We start from the raw sequence: 24,500 nt of genomic DNA, 5'->3' as shown, positions 1-24,500 counted from the left end.
CGCCCGATGGCTGCGCCCAAGAAACTGACCTTCCTCGAACGCTCAAGCTATCGCAGACGGCGCATTCGGGACGTGATGCGCGTGATGCCGATTGCGGGTCTGCTGCTGATGTTTCTGCCACTTCTCTGGCCGAAAGGTGAGGGAAGTGGATACTTCACGTCCGCCGCGCTGATTTACCTCTTTGTCCTCTGGGTCGCGCTCATCGTCATCGCGGGCGTGCTTGCCCGATATTTGGGCATCGAACCCGATAGCCTGCCGCAGCAGGACAAGCGCTGATGGTGTCGTTCCAGTTCCTTGTCTTCGTCGCGGTCTTTTACGTCGCCTTCCTGTTCGTCATCGCGTTCGCAGCCGAACGCAGCGCGGCAAAGGGCAAGGGCAAATGGCTTCGCTCGCCGATCATCTACACTCTGTCTTTATCGATCTACTGCACCGCGTGGACGTTCTATGGCGCGGTCGGCTATGCGGCCCGCTCGGGGCTGGAGTACCTGACGATCTACCTTGGCCCGACGGTCGTGATGATCGGCTGGTGGTGGGTGCTACGAAAACTGGTGCGGATCGGACGGATGCATCGCATCACCTCAATCGCCGACCTGATTTCATCGCGTTTCGGCAAATCGACAGCTCTGGGCGTCATGGTGACGCTGCTGATGGTCGTCGCGGCGACGCCCTACGTGGCGCTGCAACTCCAGTCCGTTACGCAGTCCATCGCGGTCTTTTCGCAGAGCGCAGGGCAGGGATGGGTGACCGACGACCTTGACCGCGCAACGCTTTGGGTTGCCGTTGGCCTCGCCATCTTTACCATTGTCTTCGGCACGCGGAACCTCGACGCCAATGAACGGCACCACGGTATCGTCATCGCGATTGCGGTGGAGGCGGTGGTGAAGCTCTTCGCGCTATTGGCCGTCGGCATTTTCGTTGTCTGGGGCGTCGCGGGCGGCATCGGCCCGACACTCGAGCTCATCGACAAATCCCCGATTGCAGAGTGGGATCAGCACTCCGGTCGCTGGGTTGGTCTGACGTTCCTCGCGGGCGCAGCGTTCCTCACCTTGCCGCGCATGTTCCAAGTGTTGGTCGTTGAAAACGCTGACGAAAACAACCTGTTGATGGCGAGCTGGGCCTTCCCACTTTACCTCATGCTCATGAGCCTTTTCGTGGTGCCGATTGCCGTTGTGGGCCTCGACCGCTTGCCCGCGGGCTCCAACCCCGACCTCTTCGTGCTGACCCTACCACTGGCCGAAGGGCAGAGTTTCCTCGCGATCTTCTCCTTCCTCGGGGGGCTGTCGTCCGCAACCTCGATGGTCATCGTGGCGACGATTGCGCTGGCGACGATGATTTCGAACCACATCGTCACCCCGATCTGGCTGACGTCCCGAGGCGCGGGCGCGATGGTATCCGGCGACGTCCGGCAACTTGTCATCGGCGCGCGCCGTCTGTCCATCGGCGGGGTGCTGCTGCTTGGCTACGTCTATTACCTGCTGTCTGGGGGTTCTGCCGCGCTCGCCGCGATCGGCCTCATCAGTTTCACCGGCGTCGCGCAGATCCTGCCCGCGCTCATCGGCGGCCTGTTCTGGCGCGGCGCGACTCGCTGGGGCGCTGTCGCGGGCATCGGCGTTGGCTTTGTCGTCTGGACGTGGACGCTGCTGCTGCCATCGTTCGGGCCGGACGCCGTGGTGCCCGCCGCCGTGTTCGAAAACGGCCCGCTCGGGCTGCGGTATCTGCGGCCCTATGCGCTCTTCGGGATCGACGGCATCGACCCGCAGCTTCATGCGATCCTGTGGTCGATGATCCTGAACACAACGATCTTTTTTGTCGTTTCGGTGCTGACATTCCCGCAGCCGCTCGAACGCCTTCAGGGCGCGCAGTTCGTCAATGTTTTCGAGCATTCCCAAGGCGCCCGCGCGTGGACGCAATCGACCGCCGAGGCCGAGGACCTGCTGGTCATGGCGCAACGCATCCTTGGTGCGGGGGAGGCGCAGGCATTGTTCCAGCGCGAGGCTCAGTTGCAAGGGAAGGCCAGCTATCTGCCTGATGTGACGCCGGATTTCGTCGCGCATTTGGAGCGCGAACTTGCGGGCTCCGTTGGCGCTGCGACCGCTCATGCGATGGTCGGGCAGTTGACGCAAGGTGTCAGTGTCTCAGTCGAAGACCTCATCGCGGTGGCGGATGAGGCCGCCCAAATTCTCGAATACTCGAACAGGTTGGAGGCCAAGTCGGCAGAGCAGGAGCGCACCGCACTTCAGCTCCGCGAGGCGAATGAAAAGCTGACCCAATTGTCGATCCAGAAGGACGCGTTTCTGTCCCAGATCAGTCATGAACTGCGCACGCCCATGACCTCGATCCGTTCTTTTTCAGAGATCCTGCGGGACGGTGACATGACGGCGGATCAGACGGTGCGCTATTCAGGCATCATCCACGCCGAGGCGGTGCGCCTGACCCGTCTGCTGGACGATCTGCTTGATTTGAGCGTACTGGAAAACGGTCAGGTGACGCTGAATATGCAACACGGTACCTTGCGCGATCTGATCGATCAGGCGGTCTCTGCGACGGGGTCAGGGCAGGCGATGGCGATCAAGCGGCGTCCGACGGAGGAGAATGTCGCGCTCTACACCGACGTCGACCGTTTAACGCAGGTTTTCATCAATCTTATCGCGAATGCGCAGAAATATTGTGATGATGAAAAGCCCGTTCTCAGGATCGTCAGTCGCCAGATCGGTGAGCGCGCCGTCGTCGATTTCATTGACAACGGAAGCGGCATCGCGAAGCAGAACCAACAGGTTATTTTCGAGAAATTCTCCCGGCTTACGGATGCGCGTAAAGCAGGCGGCGCGGGCCTTGGCCTCGCGATCTGCCGCGAGATCATGACCCGTCTGGGCGGAGAGATCGCGTATCTGCCGGGGCAGGGCGGGGCCGCGTTCCGCGTGGTGTTGCCACCGGTGGATTAACCGGATGGTAAGTTCGCTCTGATACATCGGTCTCGGGTTGGCAAAGAGGCGATGATGATCAGGCAAATGCTGCGAGACAAAGCGGAACCACCAGACAGGGTATATCTGACGCCAGTCCGCGCGCTCAGATTGGCGGCAGAGCGAGCGGCTGAGCGATCTATCGGGATGTCGGCGGTGGTGGCCGACGTCGAACAATCAGGCATGACAATTGACGAGCTGGCAGGGGCGCTGGCCGAAGACACTCTGCTGGTTCAATGCGTGCGAGGCGGCGAGGCGGTCGGGTTCGTCGGCCTCGACCTTCAAATGCGCGCGGCAGTGGTGGAAACGCGCACCTCGGGGCAGGTGATGCCGAAGGACGCGCCGTCGCGGGAGGTCACCCGCGCGGACCATGCCTTGAACGCGGTATTCGTGCAGCAGCTTTTGGCGGAACTGATAGAATATTGCGAAGGCACCGAATTGGCAGACTTGATCGTTGGGGCGGCAACAGGTCGTCCGATTGCCAGTCCGCGAACATTGGCGATGGAATTCGATGACATTCGCTATTCGGTCGTGCGGCTCACGCTGTCGCTGGTGGCGGGCCGCGACGGAATTATCTGGGTTGCGCTACCGGAGCCTCAGGTCGCTGTCGTCGATGAAGTGAACAGCGACTGGCAGGAGATGCTGGAGGCGCAGGTGATGGCCTCCTCCGCGTCGATCAAAGTCGTGCTGTCGCGGATCAGCGTTCCGATTACGCAGATTGCGCGGCTGTCGGTCGGTGATGTGCTGCCGCTTTCGGGTGCGGGGGTAGAGGCGGTCTCGCTTGAAGGACCAGGCGGCAGGCAGGTCGGGCAAGCGCGGCTCGGGCAGCTCGCCGGACAGCGGGCGATCAGGTTGGAGGCGATCACGCAGCGCGAGATGACTGACATGCCATATACTCAGCGGAGGTTGCAGCAGCCCTGAAAAGCAAAACGCCGCCCGAAAAGGCGGCGTTCAGAGTGGGGATATTCGGCGGCGTTACTGCGCGCTTGCCAGCCCGTCGATCTGCGGCGCAAGACCAGCGAGGTCGTAACCTGCGTCGGCGGTGGCCTTGATGATCTCTTCGGTCGGCATCTTGCCTGCCATGCCCAGCGACCAGACGATCGACGAGCGCGTGCCCGATGCACAATACGCCAGAACCGGACCGCCAGCGGCTTCGATTGCGGCCATTTGCGTTGCGACCATATCCATGTTCAGGCCCGCGTGGGTCACTGGATTGGCGGTGAACGCAAGGCCCGCAGCTTCGGCAGCCGCGCCCATCACATCGGTGTGCCACTCGGGCGGAATCTCCGCATCGGGGCGGTTGTCGATGATGGCGACGAAACCGGCCTCTTTGATTGCGGGGATGTCTGCCGGATCGATTTGCGGCGTGACGGAATAGGCGGGGGTAATTTGACGAATATCCATGTGCGAATCCTTAGGCCGCGACACCCACCGCGTCTAGTCGGTTCTTGATCTGCGGCGCCATCAGCATCCCTACGCCCATCGCGAGCACAAAAGTTGCGCCTTGGATGCCGCCGTAGGACAGCGAGGCGATTGCCGGACCCGGGCACAGACCTGCCAGACCCCAACCGATACCGAACATGGTCGAGCCGATGACCAGTTTGCGACCGATGACAGGATCGGGCTTGGCCGGAAACATACCGCCCAGAGCAGGTGTGCGGTTCGTCGTGTAGCGCCACGCAAAGAACATCGGGATGATCGCGCCGCCCATGACGAACGCGAGCGTCGGATCCCAATCGCCGAAAACGTCGAGCCAGCCCTGAACGCGGCGGGTGTCGGTCATGCCCGAAACATAGAGGCCTGCGCCAAACAGACCGCCCGAAAGAAGTGCAAAGAGGTTACGCATTAGACCCACCCCAAGATATGTTTGAACACGATGACCGAAAGGCCACCTGCCATGATGTAGAAGACGGTCGCGACGATGCCGCGCAGCGAAAGGCGCGAGATGCCGCAGACGCCGTGGCCCGACGTACATCCGTTTGCGATGCGCGTGCCGATGCCGACGAACAGGCCCGCCGCAATCACTGCGAAGATGTTCGACGTGACGAACGTGTCAGCCGGTCCATCGGTTTGCGCATTGCCGAAGATCAGCGCCAGAACGGTCGGAACGCCGAACAGTCCGAGGATGAAAAAGATGCGCTCCATCGACTGGCTACCTGCCGAGCGGTCGATCAGACCGCCGATGATGCCCGAAGCGCCCATGATTCGACCGTTGACCAGCAGGTACATCGCGGCGGCCAGACCGATCATGAGCCCGCCTGCGAGCCCGAAGATCCATTCAGTTTGCATATTGTACACTCATTTCCACCATGGCGAGATTAGGTAGCGCCTACGCCTGGCTTTCATTATATTGACCCCAAGACGGATCGAGGTTTGCATTCTAGAACGACATCACCATATGGTGTTATCGAGACTGGAATTGCGACCACCGCGCGAGTCATGCAGCTAACCCGTGCTTTCTCGGCGGTCACGCCTACATCCGAGACAGATTACTATGTATTCATGTTTCGAATGCATTGCAAGAATTAAATATGTGTGTTATGGAATGCTTGAGGTGACCATGAACGATTTATCAACGACGGCACAAGCAATGGACAAAGCAGCAGACGAAGCTGCAGAGGTGTTGAAGGTTCTCGCGAACCCTTCGCGTCTCCGCATTCTATGCGCACTCCTTCCCGGTGAGCGCTGTGTGGGCGAGCTGGAAGAAATTCTGGGCGCATCGCAATCCTATGTTTCCGGCCAGTTGGCGCGTATGCGTTCCGAAGGTCTGGTGAGCTGTGACCGTGACGGTCGCACGATCCGCTACAAGCTTGCGGATCCGCGCATCAGCCCAATTCTTGAGCGTCTGTACGATGTTTTCTGCCCCGAGCATGTGAAGCTTGACCTAAGTCAGAGCGTAAACGCGTAAATCTGCTACCTTCACACTGTACCCAGTTTCAGTGTGAAGGAGGCAGTTATGACCACCAAGGTTCTTGAAGAGCGGCTCTATTCCCTTCTCGGAGAGATGGAAGCAGACCCAGCGGGTCGCTACGTCCATCGCCCCGCATTCCGTGCGTTACTCTCGGAAATGGAGGCCACAGGCATGGCCGTTCCCGAACGGCTGTATAACCTCGACCAGCAGTTGATCGAAGAGGGCGAAGAGGCCGATTTCGACAACATGCCCGTCTGAGACGGCTTCCAACCTATCGGAAGTCCATGAAAAGCTTGCCAGATGCGGCGTTGGCTGCACTAATAGGCGCAAGTAAATCGTGAAGTTCGGAAGCCTAGTGAAACTCGTCAAGCATCGCGTCGTCGAAGGTATCGCGGTCGTCGTACTGGCCGCGCCGCCGCTCAATGCGTTGGAACAGCCGGTGCGCGCGCAGCTGATCGACTTGCTAGACGCACTTCAGGCTCGCGATGATGTCGGTGCAATCTGCATGACGGGTGAGGGCGTTGCGTTCTCGGCGGGGCTGGACCTCAGCGATCCGGCGGAAAAAGAAACCAGACCAACGATGAGAGAGCTTTGCGCGGCGGTGGAAAACTGCCGCGTTCCCGTTGTTGTGGGGCTGCGCGGTGCGGTCATGGGGCGCGGCGTTGCGCTGGCATTGGCGGCACATCACCGCTTGGCCGAACAAAAAACGACCCTTGCACTTCCGGAAGTGTCCATCGGACAGATCCCTTCGGGCGGTACGACCCAGCGTCTGGCGCGCCTCGCGGGTGCGGATGGGGCGATGTCTCTGATGCTCGGCGGGCGTCCGGTGTCCGCGTCTGCCGCGATGGAGCGCCGAATTATCGACGGTATCGTGTCCTCAAACGTGCAGGCAGCCGCTTACGAGATGTGCAAACGCCTGATCGAAGAGGGCGCGTCGCCGCGCAAAACCAGTGAGCTGCGAGACGGCTTTGCCGATGGGATCGGATACATGCAGGCCATCGGGACCCGCCGTCAGGAACTGGGTAAGAATCTCGTTGCGCCCGTGCGTATCATCGATTGTGTCGAGGCCGCTGCGGTTCTGCCGTTCGAAGTCGGTTGCGACTACGAAGAAGAGCGCCTGCTGGAGTGCCGCAAGAACCCGCAGGCAGCCGCGCTTCGCCATATCTTCCTTGCCGAACGACAGACGAATTCCAAACTGACCGAGCTTGACCCCGAAACCAACCGCCGGACGCTGAAGAAGTCTGGTGAGATGGTCGCCCGCGCTCTGCTCACCGCCCAAGGCCAAGCGGGGGAGGCGATGGTCGCCGATGGTCTGACACAAGAACAGATCGACGGCGCGCTTGTTTCTGCCGGTTATCGCCGGACGCCGTTTGGCGGCACCACGGCGAGCCATGCGAACCTCGCGCCCGACGTCACCCGCAAGCTGACCGCCGCGTTCATGGGGGCAGGGGCACGGCTGTTGGAAGACGGCACCATCGAAGAGCCAGCAGCCGTGGACGCGATCAGTGTGCAAACCGGTCTTATGCCGCGTCAGACCGGCGGCCCGATGCACGCGGCCCGCGCGATGGGTCTACTGCGTCTGCGGAACGATATGCGCAAATGGTCCGAGACGGCCAACGTCTGGGACGTGCCGCCGCTGCTCGATGAAGCTGTGAAATACGCGAAGGGTTTCGACGCGCCCGAGCTGCTCGGTGCGGACGTCAGCCCAGACTGATACCGACGATCACGGCCATCAGGCCGATCATCGAAACGGCCAGCGCGGCAAAGTTCATCGGAATGATTTTCTGAAGGCGGGCACGCATTTCCTCGTCGTTCGACGACGATTTCTTGGCCTTGCCGACCATGACGACAGTGCTCATCAGGCCGATGACACCCAGCAGCGTAACCGCTGCGCCGATCCAGATCACGATATCCATAGTACTCTCCGCTAGGCGGCCACGGGCCTAACCTGCCTCGCGGGACTTGGCAAGGGGCGGGGCAGCCGCTAGGGATGGCCTCCGAAAAGAACAATGGAGATCCGAATGTCCGATTCCGACGTGACCGGCGGTGTGGCCGCTCAAGAGCTGCGCTCCTTTATCGAGCGTATCGAGCGCCTCGAACAAGAGAAGAAGGACATCGCCGATCAGATCAAGGAAGTCATGGCCGAAGCCAAGGGCCGCGGCTACGACACCAAGGTAATGCGCAAGATCGTTTCGCTGCGTAAGCGCGATCAGGACGACATTGCAGAGGAAGAAGCGATCCTCGACCTGTACAAGTCCGCGCTCGGCATGAGCTGAGGACTTCGCAGTCCAGAATAGCGAAAGGCCGGTGCGATGCGCCGGCCTTTTTCGTTAGATGTCGAGGAAGCGGATACCCGGCATTGATTTGATCTTTGCTACGTCCGCCTCGTAGTGCTGTGTGATGCGGTCCACGAGGTCCTGATCCCAGCCTTCCAGCTCGAACTCGTCGTAGATCGCTTCCTCGTTCGCGAACTTGTCGAGAAACGTGGAAATGATCCGCCGCTTGCGCGCCTCGGTCTGGGGCGGATGGGCGCGGATGTAGGCGAGGAAGCGCTTCATCCCGTCGAGCGTCATCACCTCTTGCAGCAGATCGAAGCCGCCAGAGATGCGGGTCATCGGATCGACGCCCGAAATCTCGCGGATCAACTGCGCCCAGAGCAGCGGCGTATCCTCGTTGCACCAGACGGTGATGTCGACGTCGGCCGCAACGCTCTGCATCCGCTCGATCACGTCGGCCCAGCGCAACGTTTCGGGATCGCGCCCGTTCATGAACTTCACAAGGTCCGTTTGTTTGGACGCCGCATAGACCGCAGGGATGAAAGTCGCGGGGTTGCGGATCGCGAGGAAGAACTGGATGCGGTCCTCGGGAAACAGCTGACGCAGGATCGAAACCTTCTCGATCGCGGTCGAATAGAACTCCGCGTTTTCGAAAATCCGGTTCGGCACGCACAGAAAGTCGGGATTCGACAGCACAACGCGGCGCCCGTCGTTTTCTTCGAGGATCGCGTCGAGCAAAATGTCGCGGGTGTCGGACTTGGGCGGAGCGCTGACGCAGGCATGCATCGTCTCGCGCAGAAGGCGGCGGTACTTGTTTGGCAGCGGGGCGACAATTCCCTGTCCGGTCAATGCTTTGGAGTTCTTCAGAAGGCTCTTCAGCAGGCGTTCTTCGTCCGTGCAATTCGCACCGATGTGAAACGCAATATCCATAGTCCTGCCCGTCGTTTTGTTTATCAGCCAATATAGGGGCTTTTCTGGACAGCGAAACAGCTTTCGGCTACCTCGCTGATTATGTCCGACCAGTCTACTCAGATTTTGTCCTCAGCGCGTCGCTTCCGTGTCGATCCTTGGTCGATTACGGCAATTCTGATCGCGGCGCTTATGGTGATGCCGATTATCGCGGTAATCTGGTTCGCCTTTCACCCGACCGACAACATCTGGCCGCACCTTCTGGCGACGACGCTGCCGCGCTACCTGACCAACACGCTGGTGCTTGCGCTGTCTGTCGGCGTGATGTGCGCGATGATCGGGGCAGGGGCCGCGTGGCTGGTCGTGATGTACGAATTTCCGGGGCGGAAATGGCTGCAATGGGCGCTGCTGATGCCGCTCGCTGTGCCTGCCTACGTTGGGGCTTATGCGCTCGTCGATCTGCTGGAATACGCGGGTCCGGTGCAAACGGCCCTGCGCGAAGTTTTCGGCTGGACAAGGCCCACCGACTACTGGTTCCCTGCGATCCGCACCCGATGGGCGGCGATCGTGGTGCTGTCCTTCTCGTTCTACCCCTATGTCTATATCCTGGCCCGCGCGGCATTCCGCGAACAGTCGGGCGCAGGGTACGAGGTTGCTCGCGCGCTCGGTGTCGGCCCCATTGGCCGCTTCGTCCGCGTGGGCCTGCCGCTGGCCCGTCCCGCGATTGCCGCAGGCTGCGCGGTCGCGATGATGGAGACGGTGAACGACTTCGGTACCGTGGACTATTTCGCCGTGCAGACCTTGACGACGGGCATCTTCACGACGTGGCTGCAAGGCGCGAACCTCGGCGGAGCGGCACAGATCGCGGCGCTGGTGCTCGGAATCGTCGTGTTCCTCGTGACGCTCGAAAAGGTGTCCCGCCGCAAGAGCCGTTTCTTCAGCTCCGCCCGTGGCCAGCGCCCTGTGAGCGCCGTGAAGCTGCGCGGTCCTGTGGCGTGGCTGGCGATGATCGCGTGCCTGATCCCGCTAAGCGTCGGTTTCATCCTGCCCGTCACCGTGCTGACGAGCCATTCGCTCGTAGCGCGTGAATGGATGGCTCCCGGCCTGATGAAAGCGCTCTTCCACACCATCACGGTGGGCGGCATCGCCTCCGTCCTGACCGTCGCGGGTGGCGTTCTTATGGTCTACGGTGTGCGCCTGTCGGGCAAGCAATTGCCGCGCCTTTTGATGCCCGTGACCGCCATTGGATACGCCGCGCCGGGCGCTGTGCTGGGCATCGGTATCCTCGTGCCGCTTGCCGCCGTCGACAACACCGTTGCGGACACTGTTTTGAACATCACCGGCTACGATCCGGGCCTGCTGTTGACTGGTACCGCCGCCGCCCTCTGCATCGCCTACGTCGTGCGTTTCTTCGGCATTGCCCAAGGTGCTGCCGACGCCGCGTTGGGTCGTGTCGCGCCGAGCCTTCCGATGGCCGCGCGCTCGCTGGGTCAGACCGCCGGCGGCGTCCTCGGCCGCGTTTACATGCCGCTCGTGCGCGCCTCCATCGGCTCCACTCTGCTGCTGGTGTTTGTTGATTGCGTGAAGGAACTGCCTGCAACCCTGTTGCTGCGGCCCTTCAATTACAACACGCTAGCCACCCGCGTGCATGAAAAAGCCAGCCTTGAAGACCTGACCCAGGCCGCTCCTGCCGCACTGGTTATCACTGCTGTTGGCCTCATCGCCGTGGCGTTCCTCGCCCGCGCTAACCGCTAGGACAGGTTTCGCAATCGGCGGAACGCGATCACAGTTTGCGGCGTTGGCCTAAGCCTGCCGCAAAGAAAGCCTCGTGATGCGTTTCGAAGACCTGCTGATCCCACGGCCCGAGGGCCTCTATTGCCCGCCCGGGGATTTCTACATCGATCCGGTCAAGCCCGTCCCGCGCGCGCTTATCACCCACGGCCACGCCGACCACGCACGGTCGGGCCACGGCGCGGTTATGGCATCGCAACAAACACTCGACATCATGGCGATCCGCTATGGCGAGGATTTCACCAAGTCCCGCCAAGCGGCCGAAGGCCGGACGACCCTCGGCGATGTCACCGTGTCGTTCCATCCTGCAGGGCACGTCCTCGGCTCCTGCCAGATCGCGGTCGAGCAGGGCGGCACACGCGCCGTCGTCTCCGGCGACTATAGCCGCGTTGCCAACCCCGCCTGCGCGCCATTCGAGCCAGTCGATTGCGACCTCTTCATCACCGAAGCCACCTTTGCGCTGCCCGTTTTCAACCATCCGCCACCCAGTCAGGAGATCGGGCGGCTGCTGGATTCCGTGCGCGAGTTCCCCGAACGGGCCCACCTCGTCGGGGCCTATGCGCTCGGCAAGGCGCAGCGGGTCATCATGCTGCTGCGCGAGGCAGGCTATGACGCGCCGATCTACATCCACGGCGCGCTTCAGCGGTTGTGTGATTATCACATCGATCAAGGCATCCCGCTTGGTGACTTGCGCCCTGCGACGATGGAGAAGGCCGAGGCCAAGAAGCTTCGCGAGGCTGTCGTTATCGCGCCGCCTTCCGCCTTTGCGAGCCCGTGGGTTCAGCGGTTCGTCGATCCGGTCATCAGCTTTGCCTCAGGCTGGATGCAGATCCGCGCCCGTGCCCGCCAGCGCGGGGTGGAGCTGCCGCTGATCGTCTCCGACCATGTCGACTGGCCGGACCTCACGCGCACGCTCGAACAACTGAACCCCGAGGAGTTCTGGATCACCCACGGGCGCGACGACGCCCTGATGCGCTGGGCGGACCTGACGCAGCGCAAGGCGCGTCCGCTGCATCTTGTGGGATATGAGGAGGAGGGCGAATGAAGGCCTTTGCCGAACTCCTCACTCGTCTTGCGTTCTCGCCCGGACGAAATGCCAAACTCGCCCACCTCGCGCACTATTTCCGCGATGTGCCCGACCCCGAGCGCGGCTATGCGCTGGCTGCTCTCACAGGCAACCTCGACATGGGAACGGCCAAGCCTGCCTTGGTGCGCGGTCTCGTGGCCGATCGCGTCGATGCCGAGCTGTTCGCCATGTCTTACGACTATGTCGGTGACCTTGCAGAAACTGTCGCGCTGATCTGGCCCACCCGCCAAGACCCGCGTGATGTCGGCCTCAGCGAGGTTGTCGAAGCGCTAACGGGCAGCGGCAAGGTCGAAGCCGCGCGTTTGATCGCAGGCTGGCTCGACGCACTGGAAGCGTCCGAACGCTACGCCCTGATCAAGCTGGTCACCGGCTCCATGCGAGTCGGCGTGTCCACCCGCATGGCGCTCACCGCGCTTGCCAGCAACGGCACTGTGCCAATCGAGGAGATCGAGGAACTCTGGACCGGCTTCGTTCCGCCATACCTCGACCTTTTCGCATGGGTCGAAGGTGGCCCGAAGCCCGAAGTCCTCGCCCGCGCGCCGTTCCGCCCCGTGATGCTCTCCACGCCCACGAACGAAGACGAACTCGCTGCCCGCGACCCGTCTGAATATGCCGCCGAGTGGAAGTGGGACGGCATCCGCATTCAGGCCGCCTGCGAGGGCGGGGCCGCGCGGCTTTACACCCGCACAGGCGAGGATATTTCCCACAGTTTCCCCGATCTGGTGGAGCGGATGCAATTCACCGGAACCCTCGACGGTGAACTTCTGGTCCGGCGCGATGACGTCGTGGCCCCGTTCGGTGACCTGCAAAAACGCCTCGGTCGCAAGTCTCCAGGCAAGGCGCTGCTGAACAGCCATCCCGCTGCCTTGCGCCTCTACGATGTGCTGCTCTGGGACGGTGATGACCTGCGCAGCCAGCCCTTCGATGTCCGCCGCGCCGCATTGGAAAATGCGGTGGCCCAGATGAACGAGCCGCGTTTCGATGCCTCACCATTGCTGGAGTTTACCACTTGGGACGACCTCGCCGCGCTCCGTGCCAATCCGCCTGATCCCGTGATCGAAGGCGTTATGCTCAAACGCCGCGACAGCGTCTATCAGGCAGGCCGCCCCCGCGGTCCGTGGTTCAAGTGGAAGCGCGATGCGATGACCGTCGACGCTGTGCTGATGTACGCCCAGCGAGGCCACGGCAAACGGTCCGGTTTCTATTCGGACTTCACCTTTGGCCTCTGGGATGGCGAGATGCTGGTCCCTGTCGGCAAGGCCTATTCCGGCTTCACCGACGAAGAGCTCCTCCGCCTCGACCGTTTCGTGCGCAACAATACGACTGAGCGATTCGGCCCTGTCCGGAGCCTCGCGCCAAAACTCGCCGTCGAGGTCGCGTTCGAGGGCCTGAACCGCTCCACCCGCCACAAATCCGGCGTCGCCATGCGTTTCCCCCGCATCGCCCGCATCCGCTGGGACAAACCCGTCGAAGAAGCCGATGTGCTCGATACCCTCAAAGCACTTCTGCCCCCAGAAACATGAACCGCGAAAAACCCACTTTACAGCCCCAGCGCGACACACTAGGAAGCGCCCCAGTGCCTCTATAGCTCAGCTGGTAGAGCGTCTGATTTGTAATCAGAGGGTCGGGAGTTCGAGTCTCTCTGGGGGCACCATTTACAATCCCAAAAAACCAACAATCTTTGATTTTTTGGTGAAATCCGTAAATTTTGTCGCTTTTTTGCCCCACAAACTGCCCCACGAACGGTTGATTGGCTGGCCCGGACATCCTGCGTTAACCCGCAATATTTGAGCTCCAAGCGAGGCTAAGCAGCACCGATCAGTTGGCATAGTATTGAACGAACACCTTGTCCGAGCTTCAGGCGCTGAGCACTTTGTTGCGTCTTTCGCGAAGTCCAGCGGGATAGACGCTCGGCACGAGGGCGCCTTCATTTCGCACGCTTTTGGTTATCGTCTCATTAGGTGTTTCCCCGAGCGTACCAGCCCGACCGCAATTCCGGCGAGCAAGATGGAGCTGAGGAAAGTGGCGGTGATCCCGTACCAGTCGAGGAGGATGCCGCCGATCAGTGCGCCGAGAAGGATTGATGCCTGAATAACGGCGACCATCAAACTTCCCGCTGCTTCAGCTGCGTCATCGACGTTTCGCGACATCCAGCCGAACCAGATGATTGAAACGGCAGTGTTCATTGCGCCCCAGACTGCCAAAAGTGCTGCTACTATCCAGACATTCGCACCAAAGATCAGCAGGCCTGCTGTGACTGCTCCCATGATGAGTGGCGGTGAGACCATCAGCGCTGTGCCGTAGCGCGGTACCAAGCGTCCGGCAGCCCATGTGCCCGCAAAACCAGCCAATCCCATGACCAGAAACAGCGATGATAGTTGGGCGATGTTCGCGCCTGTGACCTGTTCGAGGAAAGGGCGCAAATAGGTGAACATCGAGAACGCCGAGCCATAAATCAACGTCAGTGCAACGAGCCCTTTTGCGAAATACGGGCGACGCAGAAGGGCGAACAGATTGCCAAAGGTCTGGCGTCCGCGTGCAGGCAAAGATGGCAGGACCAAAAGCTGCCAGACAAGGTCGAACAACACCAGAGGGACAAGTACCCAGAACACCCCGCGCCAGCCGATCACACTACCTAGCCAGCTACCGATCGGCGCAGCCAACGCGGCAGAAATCGCTTGTCCCGTGTACATCACCGAAAGCGCGCGTGGTACGGCATCGGGCACCACAAGTCGCATGATGACAGATGTCGCCAGCGCCCAGAACCCACCTATGGAAATGCCAAGCAAGGCGCGCGCCACAATGAGCCACGCAAAATTCGGGGCCGCTGCTATCAACACCAGCGAGACCAGCATAAGTGCCGTCATCGAGATTAGCACCCATTTGCGGTTCACCTCGCCTGCGACCGTTGTGACCGTGAGGCTCGCCAGAACGGCGAAAATTCCCGAAATGGAGATCGCCTGTCCGGTTTGCCCTTCTGTTGCATTCAATCCTTCGGCCATCGGTGTGAGTAGGCTGGCGGGCATGAACTCGGATGCGATCAGCAATGCCACGCAGAGTGACATCGAAAATACGGCACCCTTAGCTTGGGTCGCGGGGGCGGCTTGATCTGGCATGTGGCCTCTTGGTTTGAAGATGTCGTCAGGAGGTGTTGCTGATGGGGCAGGCTTCGGTCAAGCGGCGAGGTTCTCGCCTCAGCCTGTCAGGCGTGTGACGCGATAGGCGAGCGCCGCGCCGCCTGGCTGCCCATAGGCAAGCTCTGCAGTGACCATGGCGAAGGGTTCAGCGTAGCGTGCGGTTCTGAGGCCGCCCGCCTCGAGAGGTTCGAAGCCGACGTCGCGGATGAGTTCTGCGGCTATAGTCTTTGCCCCAGCATCATCGCCGTACATCAACAGTTGCGGTGGCTCGCTTCGGCCTTTGGCAGCGAAGGCCGGACCGAAACTCTCGGAGGGGCTGGTGTTGAACGCCGAAACCCACCTTGCGCGTGGTCGCTGGCGAGCCAGCTCTTCTGCGCCAGACGTGGTCATGCCGACGACGATCTGGCTGTTGGATTCGTCGAGCGGGACACAGCAGTTGATCACGACTTGCGCCGCCATGTCACCGGCTTGCGCCAGTACGTCCTCGACGCGGTTCCAATGGACGGCAAGCAGGATCGCATCGGCCCCGATGACAGCTTCGGACACGCTGCCGTAAGCTGCTCCGCAAACCTCGGCGAGCCGGGCAAGTTTGGTTTCGGTACGTGAATAGGCAAAGGTCACTTGGTGACCTGAGCGAGCCCAGAGCGTACCGAGCTTGCTTCCCATCAAGCCGGAGCCGAGGATTGCGATCTTCATCGGCGGTCCCTCATTCAGCCCGTTGTTCGAAGACTTGCTTGGCGACCGGCATCGCCGAGAACACGCGCGGCCAGCCTGCGTAAAATGCAAGGTGGGACAGAACTTCGCCCGCTTCGTCTTGGGTCAGACCGTTGTCCATTGCGCGCGACAGGTGGAACGGCATCTGTTCGGGTTGTCCCGCGGCGACAAGTGCCGCCACCGTCACGAGGCTGCGGTCGCGCGGGGCGAGGTCGGGACGCAGCCAGAGATCACGGAACAGCAGGTCGCGCGTATTGTCGACCACACCGGGGCTGACCTCACCGAAATTGTTGCGCACCATCTGATCGCGCGCTGCTTCGGCCTCTTCATTTAGCGGCAGTAGCTCGGGAGAGACCGGCGGCAGGTCTGCAATGTCGACCCCGCGCGCCTCGAAAACCGGTGCGGCGGCTTCTGCGGCAGCAATCGCATTGCCCCAGCCCGAATAGAACGCAAGGTGTGTAATGGTCTCGGAGATCTCTGCGGGCGAGACACCGGCGTCGAGAGCCAGCGCAATGTGGTCAGGCAGGAGGCCGACCTCGTGTCTGGTCAGCATGGCGGCAAAGGTCACCAGCGCCCGATCACGCTCGGCCAAGGTCTCGTTCTCCCACACATCAGCCTGAAGCGGGCCGGTGGTATAAGCCTCCAGCGCGGGAGCAACCCGCTTCAGTGCATTTTGACCGATCGTTTCCGCAAAGGCTCCGGTGGAAAGCAGAACAAGGGCAGAGGCGGCGAGGGGCGTTTTCATCTGGGCAGTCCTTTCAGAATGGAATGTTCCATTCGATATGGGACTTGTGCTGAAGCGGTTAATGCGCGGCGCGCAGAAAGCACTTATGCAGATAATTCATCAATCAACCGCGTTCGCGCAGCGCATCCAGTACGATGTCAAACGCTGCCGACGGGCGCTCGCGGCTGGGGTAGTAAAGGTGAAAGCCGGGGAAATAGGGGGCGTAATCGCCAAGGCAGATTTCCAGTGCGCCAGCGTCCAGATGTGGCCGTGCGAGGCGCTCGGGAATGAGTGCAAGCCCGTGACCTGCTATAGCGGCCTGCATCACCGGGTTGATAGTGTTGAACGTAATCTGGCCGTCTACTTTGACACGGATTTCCTGCCCGTCGCTGTCCTCGAATTCCCACGCATAGAGAGCACCGTGGTTGGATAGACGCAGGTTGATGCAAGCGTGGTCGGTAAGGGATTGCGGGGTTTCGGGTCTGTTGGTGCGGTCGAGGTACTCCGGCGCGCCGACACAGACCATCCGCTCCTCAGGCCCGATGCGCATGGCGATCATCCCGTCGCTGACCTGATCGCCATAGCGCACACCCGCATCACATTGTGCTTTAGCGAGGTCTGTATAGCCGTAGTCCATGACGAACTCGACCTTCACCTTGGGATGTTGCTTGAGGACCGGCGACAGCTTGGGCCAGAGCAGCGTTTCAATGGCATATTCCACCGCCGCGATCCGCACCGTGCCGGAGGGTTCGTCACTGGCTTCGATGAGCGCGGTGAGCTGCGCTTCGATCCGCTCGAAGCAGGGCGCAATTGTTTCGAGTAGCTCTTGTCCTTCGAGGGTCGGTGCAACCGACCTAGTGGTGCGGATCAGTAACCGTCGCCCGAGTCGCTTTTCGAGCCCCTTAATCGTGTGGCTCAGCGCCGATTGGGACACGTTCAGACGCGCGGCGGCTCGGGTAAAGCTGCACTCTTCAGCAACAGCTTGAAACGCAATGAGGTCGTTGATGTTCTCGCGGAGCATGTCGAGGTGGGAACCATTCGATAAGGGCACTCCGGAAAACCTATGAGGTTTCTTCATAAGTGAAAAGAGCGGGCTCGCTGCGCCTCATTGCGTTTTGTAGTGTCAGCGAGCCTATCATTCAGTCGAGATATTCGGCATCCGTGACGTGTTCTCCCCAGATCACCGCGCCGCCTTCGCCCGCCTGTTGCACGGCGATATGGCTGACTGCCGTCTGATCCGTTGCGCCATGCCAATGGTCGACACCTGGCGGGCACCAGACTACGTCGCCAGCTCGCATGATGTGTTTTTCGCCGCCGCGTTCCTGCGTCCAACCGATCCCTTCAGTGATCACGAGCATCTGGCCGCCGGGGTGGTTGTGCCATGCCGACCGCGCGCCGGGGAGGAACGTGACTGTGGCAGCGCTTGCTGCGAAGGGGTCGGTCGGCGGAAACAGGAATGCAATGTTCACTGTCCCGGTAAAGGTCTCAAGGCTGCCAGCCATGTGCGGACGGTCTCCGGCAGACGTCAGGGTCATGCCTTCGGCCAGCCCCGCCGTTGGAGCGAGGGTGATGAGGGCGGCGGCTAAGGTCGGGAACTTCATGGGCATCTCCTAGGGTGTGAGGCGGCCGACAGGCCAATGCTGCGATCATACAGCTTGCCATGGACGTAGGGCCGCGAGCGCGACTGATCATGGGGCCAAACCGCAATGCGCTCATGAGGGGAATTCATTGGTCCGGCCTCATAATTGATGAATTAGCATCATGAGTGATGTGCCTAGCGCGCCTATTATCGTGCGGGTTCTGCGGGACAACATTGGACTTACCGGCGGCACATCCTCCGTGCCGTAGCCCTCCACCGCGAAAGGACACCCCATGTGTGAAAGCTGTAATGCCGAGGCCGAAGTCATCACCCGCGAAGGCGCAAGCCGCCGCGCTTTCCTGACAAGTGGCGCCGCTCTGGCCGCATCTGCTCCGCTGGCGGCGGGTGTGGTCAGCACCGCGCAGGCGCAAGAGGCAACTCGCTCGACAGAAGCCGCGCAAGTTCAAGCGTGGGCTACTTCCGACACCTCGTTGACCTTTGACCCCTTTGTCATCACCCGCCGCGCCGCTGGGCCAAAAGATGTGGTGATCGAGATTATGTACAGCTCGATCTGTCACAGCGACATCCACACCGTAAGCGGGGACTGGGGACCGGTCACTCAGCCGGTGGTGCCCGGTCACGAGATGGTGGGCCGCGTCATTGGCGTCGGCGCTGACGTGATCAAGTTTCGCGAAGGCGATATTGCAGGCGTCGGAACCATGGTCGACAGTTGCGGCACCTGCGATCACTGCAAGGCCGACCTTGAGCAGTACTGCCTGAACGGCACGACGTTCACCTACGGATCACCAGATGAGGTGTCGGGTGGAGTGACCTATGGCGGCTACTCCAAACGGATCGTTGTTGACGAAGGATTTGCGCTGCGTATCCCGCCGGGAATGGATCTCGCCGGGGTCGCCCCGCTGCTTTGCGCGGGGATCACGACCTTTTCTCCGATCAACACGTGGGACCTCCAGCCTGGCCAGCGTTACGGTGTCATCGGCATGGGCGGATTGGGCCACATGGCGGTGAAACTCGCCGCGGCCAAAGGCGCTGAGGTCATTGTGTTCACCACCTCGCAGGATAAGCTGACCGACGCGCTCGAATTCGGCGCGGTCGAAGCCTATCTGTGGTCCGACGAAGAGGCGCTCGCTCGCCAGCGGGGCACGTTCGACCTGATGCTTTCAACGGTACCGGTCGCCTATCAGATGCAAACGTTTCTCAATCTGCTGAAACTGGATGGCACTCTGGTGAACGTCGGTGCGCTCGGCCCGTTGGAAGGTCCGATGGGCATGGCGATGGCCTTTGGGCGAACGCGGCTTGCGGGCTCGATGACCGGAGGGATCGCCGAGACACAGGCAGTGATCGATTTTGCGGCCAAGCACGGGATCGCAGCGAGTTACGACCTGATCACCCCTGACCGGATCGGGGAGGCCTGCCGAAAGGTCGTCGCGAAAGAGGCGCGCTATCGCTACGTGATCGACATGACCAACACCTGATGCACCGCGCGGCGCTGGGGCTCGTGCGGCTTGGGGCATTTGACGGGCTGGTCGATGCGCTTTTGCGAGGTGGCAAAGTCGATGTGCGGAACGAAACCGCCTGATGTCACAATCGCCTCAAGGTTCAATGCGGCAGGCTGTGCCGCTTGAAGAGTTCGGGGGCGACCATGACGTGTTCGGCCTTCGTCCTGCCGCCGATGCGGGATAGCAATGCCTTTGCGGCAAGATCGCCGAGCGTCTGGCCACGCTGCTCGACGCTGGACAGGCCGATCATCGGCATCGCTGACACGGGCGTATTGTCGTATCCGACCACTGCAAGCTGCTCTGGCACGGAAATGCCGCGCTGGTGCGCTTGGTTCAGCACGTCGATTGCGTGGATGTCACTCCAGCAGAACAGGCCATCGGGGAGGTTGCCTGCCTCAAAGAGCTCTTCGAGCGGTGTTCCTGGGCCGTTGGGGCGCTCACGGACCCGCCAGATATGAGCTTTGTCCGACAGTCCCGCTTCGGCCATCGCTTCTAGATAGCCTCGCTCGCGGAGCGCAAAGACTTCTCGGTCCTCGTTGATGCGCGGCAGGCTGATCATGTGGATCGTGTGGCAACCGGCGGCAATAAGCTCCTGTACCGCCAGTTTCGCCCCCGCGGCGTCATCGGAATTTACCGTATCGAAGCTTGTTGCTTCGGGTTCGTGATGCCCCACGACGACGATTGGTTTTTGTGCAGTGTAGCGGGATAGAAGACGTCCAGAGATGCGCGGCGCAACCAAGATCAGCCCGTCCATTTGCAGGTCAATCATCGAATCGATCAGCGAACGCTCGATCGAGGCATTGGCTTCCCCGACACCGATCAGCGTCTTGTAGCCGGCTTTTTGCAATGTGGCCTTGGCGCCCTCAATGACTGTCGGCAGAAACGGGTTCTGCATTTCAACCAGCAACATGCCGATGCTGTAGGTCTGGCCGCGCATACCGCGAGCGGCGGTACTTGGGCGGTAGCCCAACTTGTCGATTGATTTCAGGACCTTCGCTCTGAGACTGTCGCTGACTCCGTAGGCATTTCGCAGAACTTTCGACACGGCGGCCACGGATACGCCTGCATCGGAGGCGACATGCCGGATGGTTACTTTTCCGTGCGGGGCCTTGGTGTCTTCCAACGGGTGATCTTTCTGCAGTCCGACTTTGCCAAGCAAGATAAGCAGATTTTTCTTGCCAAGACCAGAAGCGCGTATAACGATATACGTAGAACGGTCTACAAAGCGCACGCTGAATGGCCGCACTAAGGGAGGAAGAGATGAGCCTGGATGAATTGGGCGACGCAAAGATGGCGTCTAGCCGTTTGACACGAGATTGGTCTGCGCAGGTCATTGCTCCCGAGGTCGACAAGGGGCAGGGCACACAGGGCAGCTTTGTCGCGACCGAGTTCGAGGTCAGGGGCAGCGGCCCGGTCCTCATGTACGCTTCGGCCTTCGGCCTTTACCGCGCTTTCGTAAATGGCAAACGGGTGGGGGCGGACTGCCTGACACCGGGTTGGACCTGCTACGATGATCGCATCGCCTACCAAGCATACGAAATCAGTGATCTAGTCACCCAAGGGGTCAACCGGATCGAGATCTGGCTGGGCGATGGATGGTATCGTTCTCCCCTGATGTGGCGCGAATTCGCGATCCCCAATGGTTGGGGCGATCGGATCGGCGCGCTGGCCGAGATCGTTCAGGGTGACGCCGTCATCTGCAAAACCGATGCGCAGTGGAAAAGCGGTCTTCTGCCTGTCCTGAAGTCGGGTATCTACTGGGGTGAGGACCACGACGCACGTATCAATCCGCAGGTAACTGGCGGGGTCGAACCGCTCGCGACCGATCCTGCACTTTTCGTTGCGCAAGAGGCCGGTACGGTTCAAGAACTTCCGTCTCTCACTCCGCTCAAATCATGGGCCGAAGGCGATGCGACCGTTCATGATTTCGGTCAGAACGTCGCCGGATACACGCGTATCACCGTCACTGGCGCTCCGGGTGCAAAGGTGCTGATAGATTTCGCTGAAGTGCTGGACGGCGAAGGGAAAATTGACAGACGAAACTTCCGCGCAGCCCGTGCGTCCTTGACCTACACCCTTGCCGGCGAGGGTGAGGAAGTCTGGCAACCGATGTTCACCTTCATGGGATATCGCTACGCCCGCGTGCGCATCGAAGGTGAAGCGCAGGTGCATGACATCGTGTCCGTGCCGATCACGTCTGTCCCCGAGATTACTGCAGGGTTCGAATGCGGGGTGGAGGCCGTCAATAAGCTGGTCTCCAACACCATCTGGTCGCAGCGTGGCAACTTCATCGAAATTCCCACCGATTGTCCGCAGCGCGATGAGCGGCTTGGCTGGACAGGTGACGCGCAGGTTTTTGCAGGCACCGCCTGTTGGTTGGCCGACAGCGAGCTATTCCTCCGTAAATACCTGCGCGATGTGATGCATGACCAGCGTGCAAACGGCGCAGTACCGCACTTCACTCCGGACCCGACACGGCGCCCTGGTTCGACGTTCGAAGGCGATTGGGCAGGCTCGACGGGTTGGGGGGACGCGATCACCGTAATCCCTTGGCAGCTCTACCTGCATTACGGGGATGATGCCGTTCTGCGCGAATGCTTCCCGTCGATGCTGCGTTGGCTCGATTATCTGTGGTCGATTTCAGATGGCCCGCTTATCCGCCCGCATTCGCGCTGGGGCGAGAAGGGCTTCACCTTCGGGGACTGGCTGCAGCCTGTTGGCGACAACCGCAAGCCCCGCCCGACGATTGCCGATGATTGCGCCGCAACGCTCTATCATTACATTTCGACCGATCTTGCAGCGCGCATTGCCGAGATCATTGGCGAGGATGCCAGCGATCTGCGCAAACGGGCCGAGGCAATCCGCAGCGCGTTCCACGCCGAGTATTTCTCGCCCAATGGTCGGCTCGCTCACAACGACCAGACCTCATATGCGCTGGCGTTTCTTTATGGACTCGTACCTGACGAGCACTTCGAGGCGGCCAAGGGCTATTTCAGGCGTGTGATCGAAGATGCCGAGTATCTGATCGGTACAGGTTTCATCGGCACCCCCGCGCTTTTGCCCGCGCTTTCGATGCTGGGCATGAACGATCTTGCCGAGAAGGTTTTCCTGAACCGGCGCGTGCCGGGATGGCTGTTTCAAGTCGACCGCGGCGCAACCACGATTTGGGAGCGCTGGGACGCCATCGGCGAGGATGGCACGATCTACGACCCCGACATGAACAGCTACAATCACTATGCATATGGCGCGGTCTGCCAGTTCCTTTTTGAAAACGTCGCCGGTGTGCAGCCCATGGCCGAGGCACCGGGGTTTGCGAAGGTCCGGCTGGATCCGACAATTCTGCCCGCATTGGGTCACGCACAGATGTGGCACGAAACGCGGCACGGGCGCATCGAAGCGCAGTGGCAAATCAATGGTGAAGAGGTGATCTACACCGTGACCTTGCCAGAGGGATGCGAAGGAATTGCGTCCGACGCAATTGGTGGCGGGACTGTGGGAAGAGGAACCCACGAGTTTCGCTTTGAACTGAAGCACTGAGGACCGGTTGAGGAGACCGGCAAACTAGGGAGGAAAGACATGATGAAACATCTGACAACCACCGCCATCGGGCTATTGTTTGTCGCCGGTGGGGCTGCGGCTCAGGAGTTGACTGTTCTGGTCGACAACAATCCGGTCAACGTCGCGGCCTTCGAGGCAATGACCGAGGCCTACACCGCGCAAAACCCCGACGTCACTTTCACCATCGATGTGCGTCCGGCAGGCACCGAGGGTGACAACCTCGTCAAAACACTGCTGGCGACCGGCGAGATGGCTGACATCTTCTCGTACAATTCCGGCTCACTGTTCCAAGCGCTGCGGCCTTCGCGCACGCTGGTGCCGATCAATGACATTCCCAATCTGGGCAACCTCAATGAAGCGTTCCTGACCACTGTCGCTGACGACGAAGGCAACTACTACGGCGTGCCCTATGAAGCAGCGATGGGCGGCGGCATTTTCTACCACGTCCCGACCTACGAAGAGCTCGGCCTTAAAGTTCCAACCACTTGGGACGAGTTCATGGCCAACAATGCCGCGATTGCAGAGCAGACAGATAAGACGCCGGTAATCCAGACCTACGGGGACACATGGACCAGCCAGCTGTTCGTTCTGGCGGATTATTTCAACATCCAGGCCGCCGATCCGGATTTTGCCGAGCAATACACACTGAACCAAGCGAAGTACGCTTCGACACCGGCGGCGATGGCGGGCTTCGGACGTCTCCAAGAGACCTATGAGGCTGGCTATTTCAACGAAGATTTCGGTGCTGCAACGCTTGAAGACGGTATGCGCATGGTCGCAACAGGCGACGGTGTGCATTATCCGATGCTCACGTTTGCCATCGGCACGATCCAGCTGAACAACCCCGATGAGCTGAACGACGTCGGCTTCTTTGCTCAGCCGGGTGATGGCGCGAACGGCCTGACGGTCTGGATGCCTGCGGCGACCTATGTCCCGCAATCGAGCGAACACGTCGACGCCGCCAAGGATTTCCTAAACTTCATGGCCTCGGCCGAGGGCTGTCAGGCGATCGTGGACCGCAACGGTGCGACCGGACCGATGCTCGTGGCTGGCTGCGAGATTCCCGCCGATGTTCCGCGCGCCGTGTCGGACATGCTTCCTTACTTCGAGACCGAAGGTGCAACCGCGCCCGCGCTTGAATTCCTGTCCCCGATCAAAGGACCGGCGCTGCAACAGCTCGCCGTCGAGGTTGGTACCGGCATTCGTGACGCGCAAAGTGCTGCGGAGCTCTACGATCAGGACGTGGCCAAACAAGCCAAGCAGCTTGGTCTTGAGGGCTGGTAATTCGCGGTAACGTCAATCGTCAGGCCCACTGCTATTTGTGGGCCTGACCC

At 60.8% G+C, this 24,500-nt stretch carries 25 protein-coding genes and 1 tRNA gene; 14 read left to right on the top strand and 12 right to left on the bottom strand.

Annotated elements, in window-relative coordinates; all coding sequences use genetic code 11:
* The first annotated feature begins 6 nt into the window (after positions 1-6).
* From IF204_RS08570 to IF204_RS08560, 3 genes are all read left to right on the top strand, one after another.
* On the top strand, positions 7-276 hold the full coding sequence (locus tag IF204_RS08570; RefSeq protein ID WP_167639242.1) for a hypothetical protein: 270 nt from the start codon (positions 7-9) through the stop codon (positions 274-276).
* Positions 276-2,942, top strand: coding sequence for an ATP-binding protein (locus IF204_RS08565; protein WP_194096199.1), 2,667 nt, complete (start codon positions 276-278; stop codon positions 2,940-2,942). The genes IF204_RS08570 and IF204_RS08565 overlap by 1 nt, the downstream gene beginning before the upstream one ends.
* 201 nt (positions 2,943-3,143) lie before the next feature.
* Entirely contained in the window at positions 3,144-3,881 is a 738-nt protein-coding gene (locus tag IF204_RS08560) for a FliM/FliN family flagellar motor switch protein (protein ID WP_194096197.1), read from the top strand.
* Positions 3,882-3,935: 54 nt separating this feature from the next.
* On the opposite strand, the gene IF204_RS08555 is transcribed toward IF204_RS08560, so the two are convergent.
* Genes IF204_RS08555 through IF204_RS08545 form a run of 3 tightly spaced genes read right to left on the bottom strand, consistent with a single transcriptional unit; the run spans position 3,936 to position 5,249 of the window.
* A complete protein-coding gene (locus IF204_RS08555) occupies positions 3,936-4,364 on the bottom strand; it encodes a TIGR01244 family sulfur transferase (RefSeq protein WP_194096195.1) in 429 nt (142 codons plus the stop codon).
* Between the two features lie 10 nt (positions 4,365-4,374).
* Positions 4,375-4,806: a DUF6691 family protein gene (locus tag IF204_RS08550; RefSeq protein WP_194096193.1), complete on the bottom strand. Its 432-nt coding sequence runs from the start codon at positions 4,804-4,806 to the stop codon at positions 4,375-4,377.
* Positions 4,806-5,249 carry a YeeE/YedE family protein gene (locus IF204_RS08545; RefSeq protein WP_194096191.1) on the bottom strand — a complete coding sequence of 148 codons (444 nt, stop codon included), beginning with the start codon at positions 5,247-5,249 and terminating at the stop codon, positions 4,806-4,808. The genes IF204_RS08550 and IF204_RS08545 overlap by 1 nt, the downstream gene beginning before the upstream one ends.
* A gap of 271 nt (positions 5,250-5,520) precedes the next feature.
* Between IF204_RS08545 and IF204_RS08540 the strand changes: the two genes are divergently transcribed.
* From IF204_RS08540 to IF204_RS08530, 3 genes are all read left to right on the top strand, one after another.
* The gene (locus IF204_RS08540) at positions 5,521-5,868 is read left to right on the top strand and encodes an ArsR/SmtB family transcription factor (protein WP_167639248.1); all 348 of its coding nucleotides are present in this window, start codon (positions 5,521-5,523) and stop codon (positions 5,866-5,868) included.
* Positions 5,869-5,916: 48 nt separating this feature from the next.
* A complete protein-coding gene (locus IF204_RS08535) occupies positions 5,917-6,129 on the top strand; it encodes a hypothetical protein (protein WP_194096190.1) in 213 nt (70 codons plus the stop codon).
* Between the two features lie 97 nt (positions 6,130-6,226).
* The gene (locus tag IF204_RS08530) at positions 6,227-7,585 is read left to right on the top strand and encodes an enoyl-CoA hydratase/isomerase family protein (protein WP_194096188.1); all 1,359 of its coding nucleotides are present in this window, start codon (positions 6,227-6,229) and stop codon (positions 7,583-7,585) included.
* Here IF204_RS08530 and IF204_RS08525 read toward each other — a convergent pair.
* Positions 7,572-7,787, bottom strand: coding sequence for a hypothetical protein (locus tag IF204_RS08525; RefSeq protein ID WP_194096186.1), 216 nt, complete (start codon positions 7,785-7,787; stop codon positions 7,572-7,574). The genes IF204_RS08530 and IF204_RS08525 overlap by 14 nt on opposite strands.
* Positions 7,788-7,892: 105 nt before the next feature.
* On the opposite strand from IF204_RS08525, the gene IF204_RS08520 reads away from it, so the two are divergent.
* Positions 7,893-8,147 carry a DUF2312 domain-containing protein gene (locus tag IF204_RS08520; protein ID WP_194096184.1) on the top strand — a complete coding sequence of 85 codons (255 nt, stop codon included), beginning with the start codon at positions 7,893-7,895 and terminating at the stop codon, positions 8,145-8,147.
* A gap of 54 nt (positions 8,148-8,201) precedes the next feature.
* Here IF204_RS08520 and IF204_RS08515 read toward each other — a convergent pair whose 3' ends face one another.
* The gene (locus IF204_RS08515) at positions 8,202-9,077 is read right to left on the bottom strand and encodes a hypothetical protein (protein WP_194096182.1); all 876 of its coding nucleotides are present in this window, start codon (positions 9,075-9,077) and stop codon (positions 8,202-8,204) included.
* Positions 9,078-9,158: 81 nt separating this feature from the next.
* Between IF204_RS08515 and IF204_RS08510 the strand changes: the two genes are divergently transcribed.
* The 4 genes from IF204_RS08510 (at position 9,159) to IF204_RS08495 (ending at position 13,588) form a co-directional block, all read left to right on the top strand.
* Entirely contained in the window at positions 9,159-10,811 is a 1,653-nt protein-coding gene (locus IF204_RS08510; RefSeq protein ID WP_194096180.1) for an ABC transporter permease, read from the top strand.
* Positions 10,812-10,887: 76 nt separating this feature from the next.
* The gene (locus tag IF204_RS08505) at positions 10,888-11,892 is read left to right on the top strand and encodes a ligase-associated DNA damage response exonuclease (RefSeq protein ID WP_194096178.1); all 1,005 of its coding nucleotides are present in this window, start codon (positions 10,888-10,890) and stop codon (positions 11,890-11,892) included.
* Positions 11,889-13,457, top strand: a complete 1,569-nt coding sequence (locus IF204_RS08500; protein ID WP_194096176.1) for a cisplatin damage response ATP-dependent DNA ligase — start codon at positions 11,889-11,891, stop codon at positions 13,455-13,457. Before IF204_RS08505 ends, IF204_RS08500 begins: the two co-directional genes overlap by 4 nt.
* 55 nt (positions 13,458-13,512) lie before the next feature.
* Positions 13,513-13,588: transfer RNA gene (locus tag IF204_RS08495), tRNA-Thr, on the top strand.
* Between the two features lie 292 nt (positions 13,589-13,880).
* Here IF204_RS08495 and IF204_RS08490 read toward each other — a convergent pair.
* The 5 genes from IF204_RS08490 to IF204_RS08470 all read right to left on the bottom strand — a co-directional run bounded on the left by IF204_RS08490 (position 13,881) and on the right by IF204_RS08470 (position 18,110).
* Positions 13,881-15,050 (bottom strand): MFS transporter, encoded by a 1,170-nt coding sequence (locus IF204_RS08490; protein WP_194096174.1) that lies wholly within the window; start codon positions 15,048-15,050, stop codon positions 13,881-13,883.
* Positions 15,051-15,128: 78 nt separating this feature from the next.
* The gene (locus IF204_RS08485; RefSeq protein WP_194096172.1) at positions 15,129-15,767 is read right to left on the bottom strand and encodes an NADPH-dependent F420 reductase; all 639 of its coding nucleotides are present in this window, start codon (positions 15,765-15,767) and stop codon (positions 15,129-15,131) included.
* A gap of 10 nt (positions 15,768-15,777) precedes the next feature.
* Positions 15,778-16,530 (bottom strand): carboxymuconolactone decarboxylase family protein, encoded by a 753-nt coding sequence (locus IF204_RS08480; protein ID WP_194096170.1) that lies wholly within the window; start codon positions 16,528-16,530, stop codon positions 15,778-15,780.
* Positions 16,531-16,633: 103 nt separating this feature from the next.
* Positions 16,634-17,560 (bottom strand): LysR family transcriptional regulator, encoded by a 927-nt coding sequence (locus tag IF204_RS08475; RefSeq protein ID WP_322743271.1) that lies wholly within the window; start codon positions 17,558-17,560, stop codon positions 16,634-16,636.
* An 88-nt stretch (positions 17,561-17,648) separates the two neighbouring features.
* Complete coding sequence (locus tag IF204_RS08470) at positions 17,649-18,110, bottom strand: (R)-mandelonitrile lyase (RefSeq protein ID WP_194096168.1); 462 nt, start codon at positions 18,108-18,110, stop codon at positions 17,649-17,651.
* 271 nt (positions 18,111-18,381) lie between these two features.
* Between IF204_RS08470 and IF204_RS08465 the strand changes: the two genes are divergently transcribed.
* Positions 18,382-19,584 (top strand): NAD(P)-dependent alcohol dehydrogenase, encoded by a 1,203-nt coding sequence (locus IF204_RS08465; protein WP_194096166.1) that lies wholly within the window; start codon positions 18,382-18,384, stop codon positions 19,582-19,584.
* On the opposite strand, the gene IF204_RS08460 is transcribed toward IF204_RS08465, so the two are convergent.
* Entirely contained in the window at positions 19,557-19,694 is a 138-nt protein-coding gene (locus IF204_RS08460) for a hypothetical protein (RefSeq protein WP_194096164.1), read from the bottom strand. The genes IF204_RS08465 and IF204_RS08460 overlap by 28 nt on opposite strands.
* Positions 19,695-19,708: 14 nt before the next feature.
* Positions 19,709-20,731 carry a LacI family DNA-binding transcriptional regulator gene (locus tag IF204_RS08455; protein ID WP_194096163.1) on the bottom strand — a complete coding sequence of 341 codons (1,023 nt, stop codon included), beginning with the start codon at positions 20,729-20,731 and terminating at the stop codon, positions 19,709-19,711.
* Between the two features lie 137 nt (positions 20,732-20,868).
* Here IF204_RS08455 and IF204_RS08450 point away from each other — a divergent pair, with 137 nt between their 5' ends.
* Entirely contained in the window at positions 20,869-23,145 is a 2,277-nt protein-coding gene (locus IF204_RS08450; RefSeq protein ID WP_194096161.1) for an alpha-L-rhamnosidase, read from the top strand.
* A gap of 42 nt (positions 23,146-23,187) precedes the next feature.
* Positions 23,188-24,450 (top strand): ABC transporter substrate-binding protein, encoded by a 1,263-nt coding sequence (locus IF204_RS08445; RefSeq protein WP_228069130.1) that lies wholly within the window; start codon positions 23,188-23,190, stop codon positions 24,448-24,450.
* Positions 24,451-24,500: the final 50 nt, after the last annotated feature.

Origin of the sequence: Marivivens aquimaris (genome assembly GCF_015220045.1) — a bacterium.
GTDB classification, from domain to species: domain Bacteria; phylum Pseudomonadota; class Alphaproteobacteria; order Rhodobacterales; family Rhodobacteraceae; genus Marivivens; species Marivivens aquimaris.
Note: the sequence above shows the minus strand (reverse complement) of the source record. Positions and strands in the feature narration are given on the sequence as shown.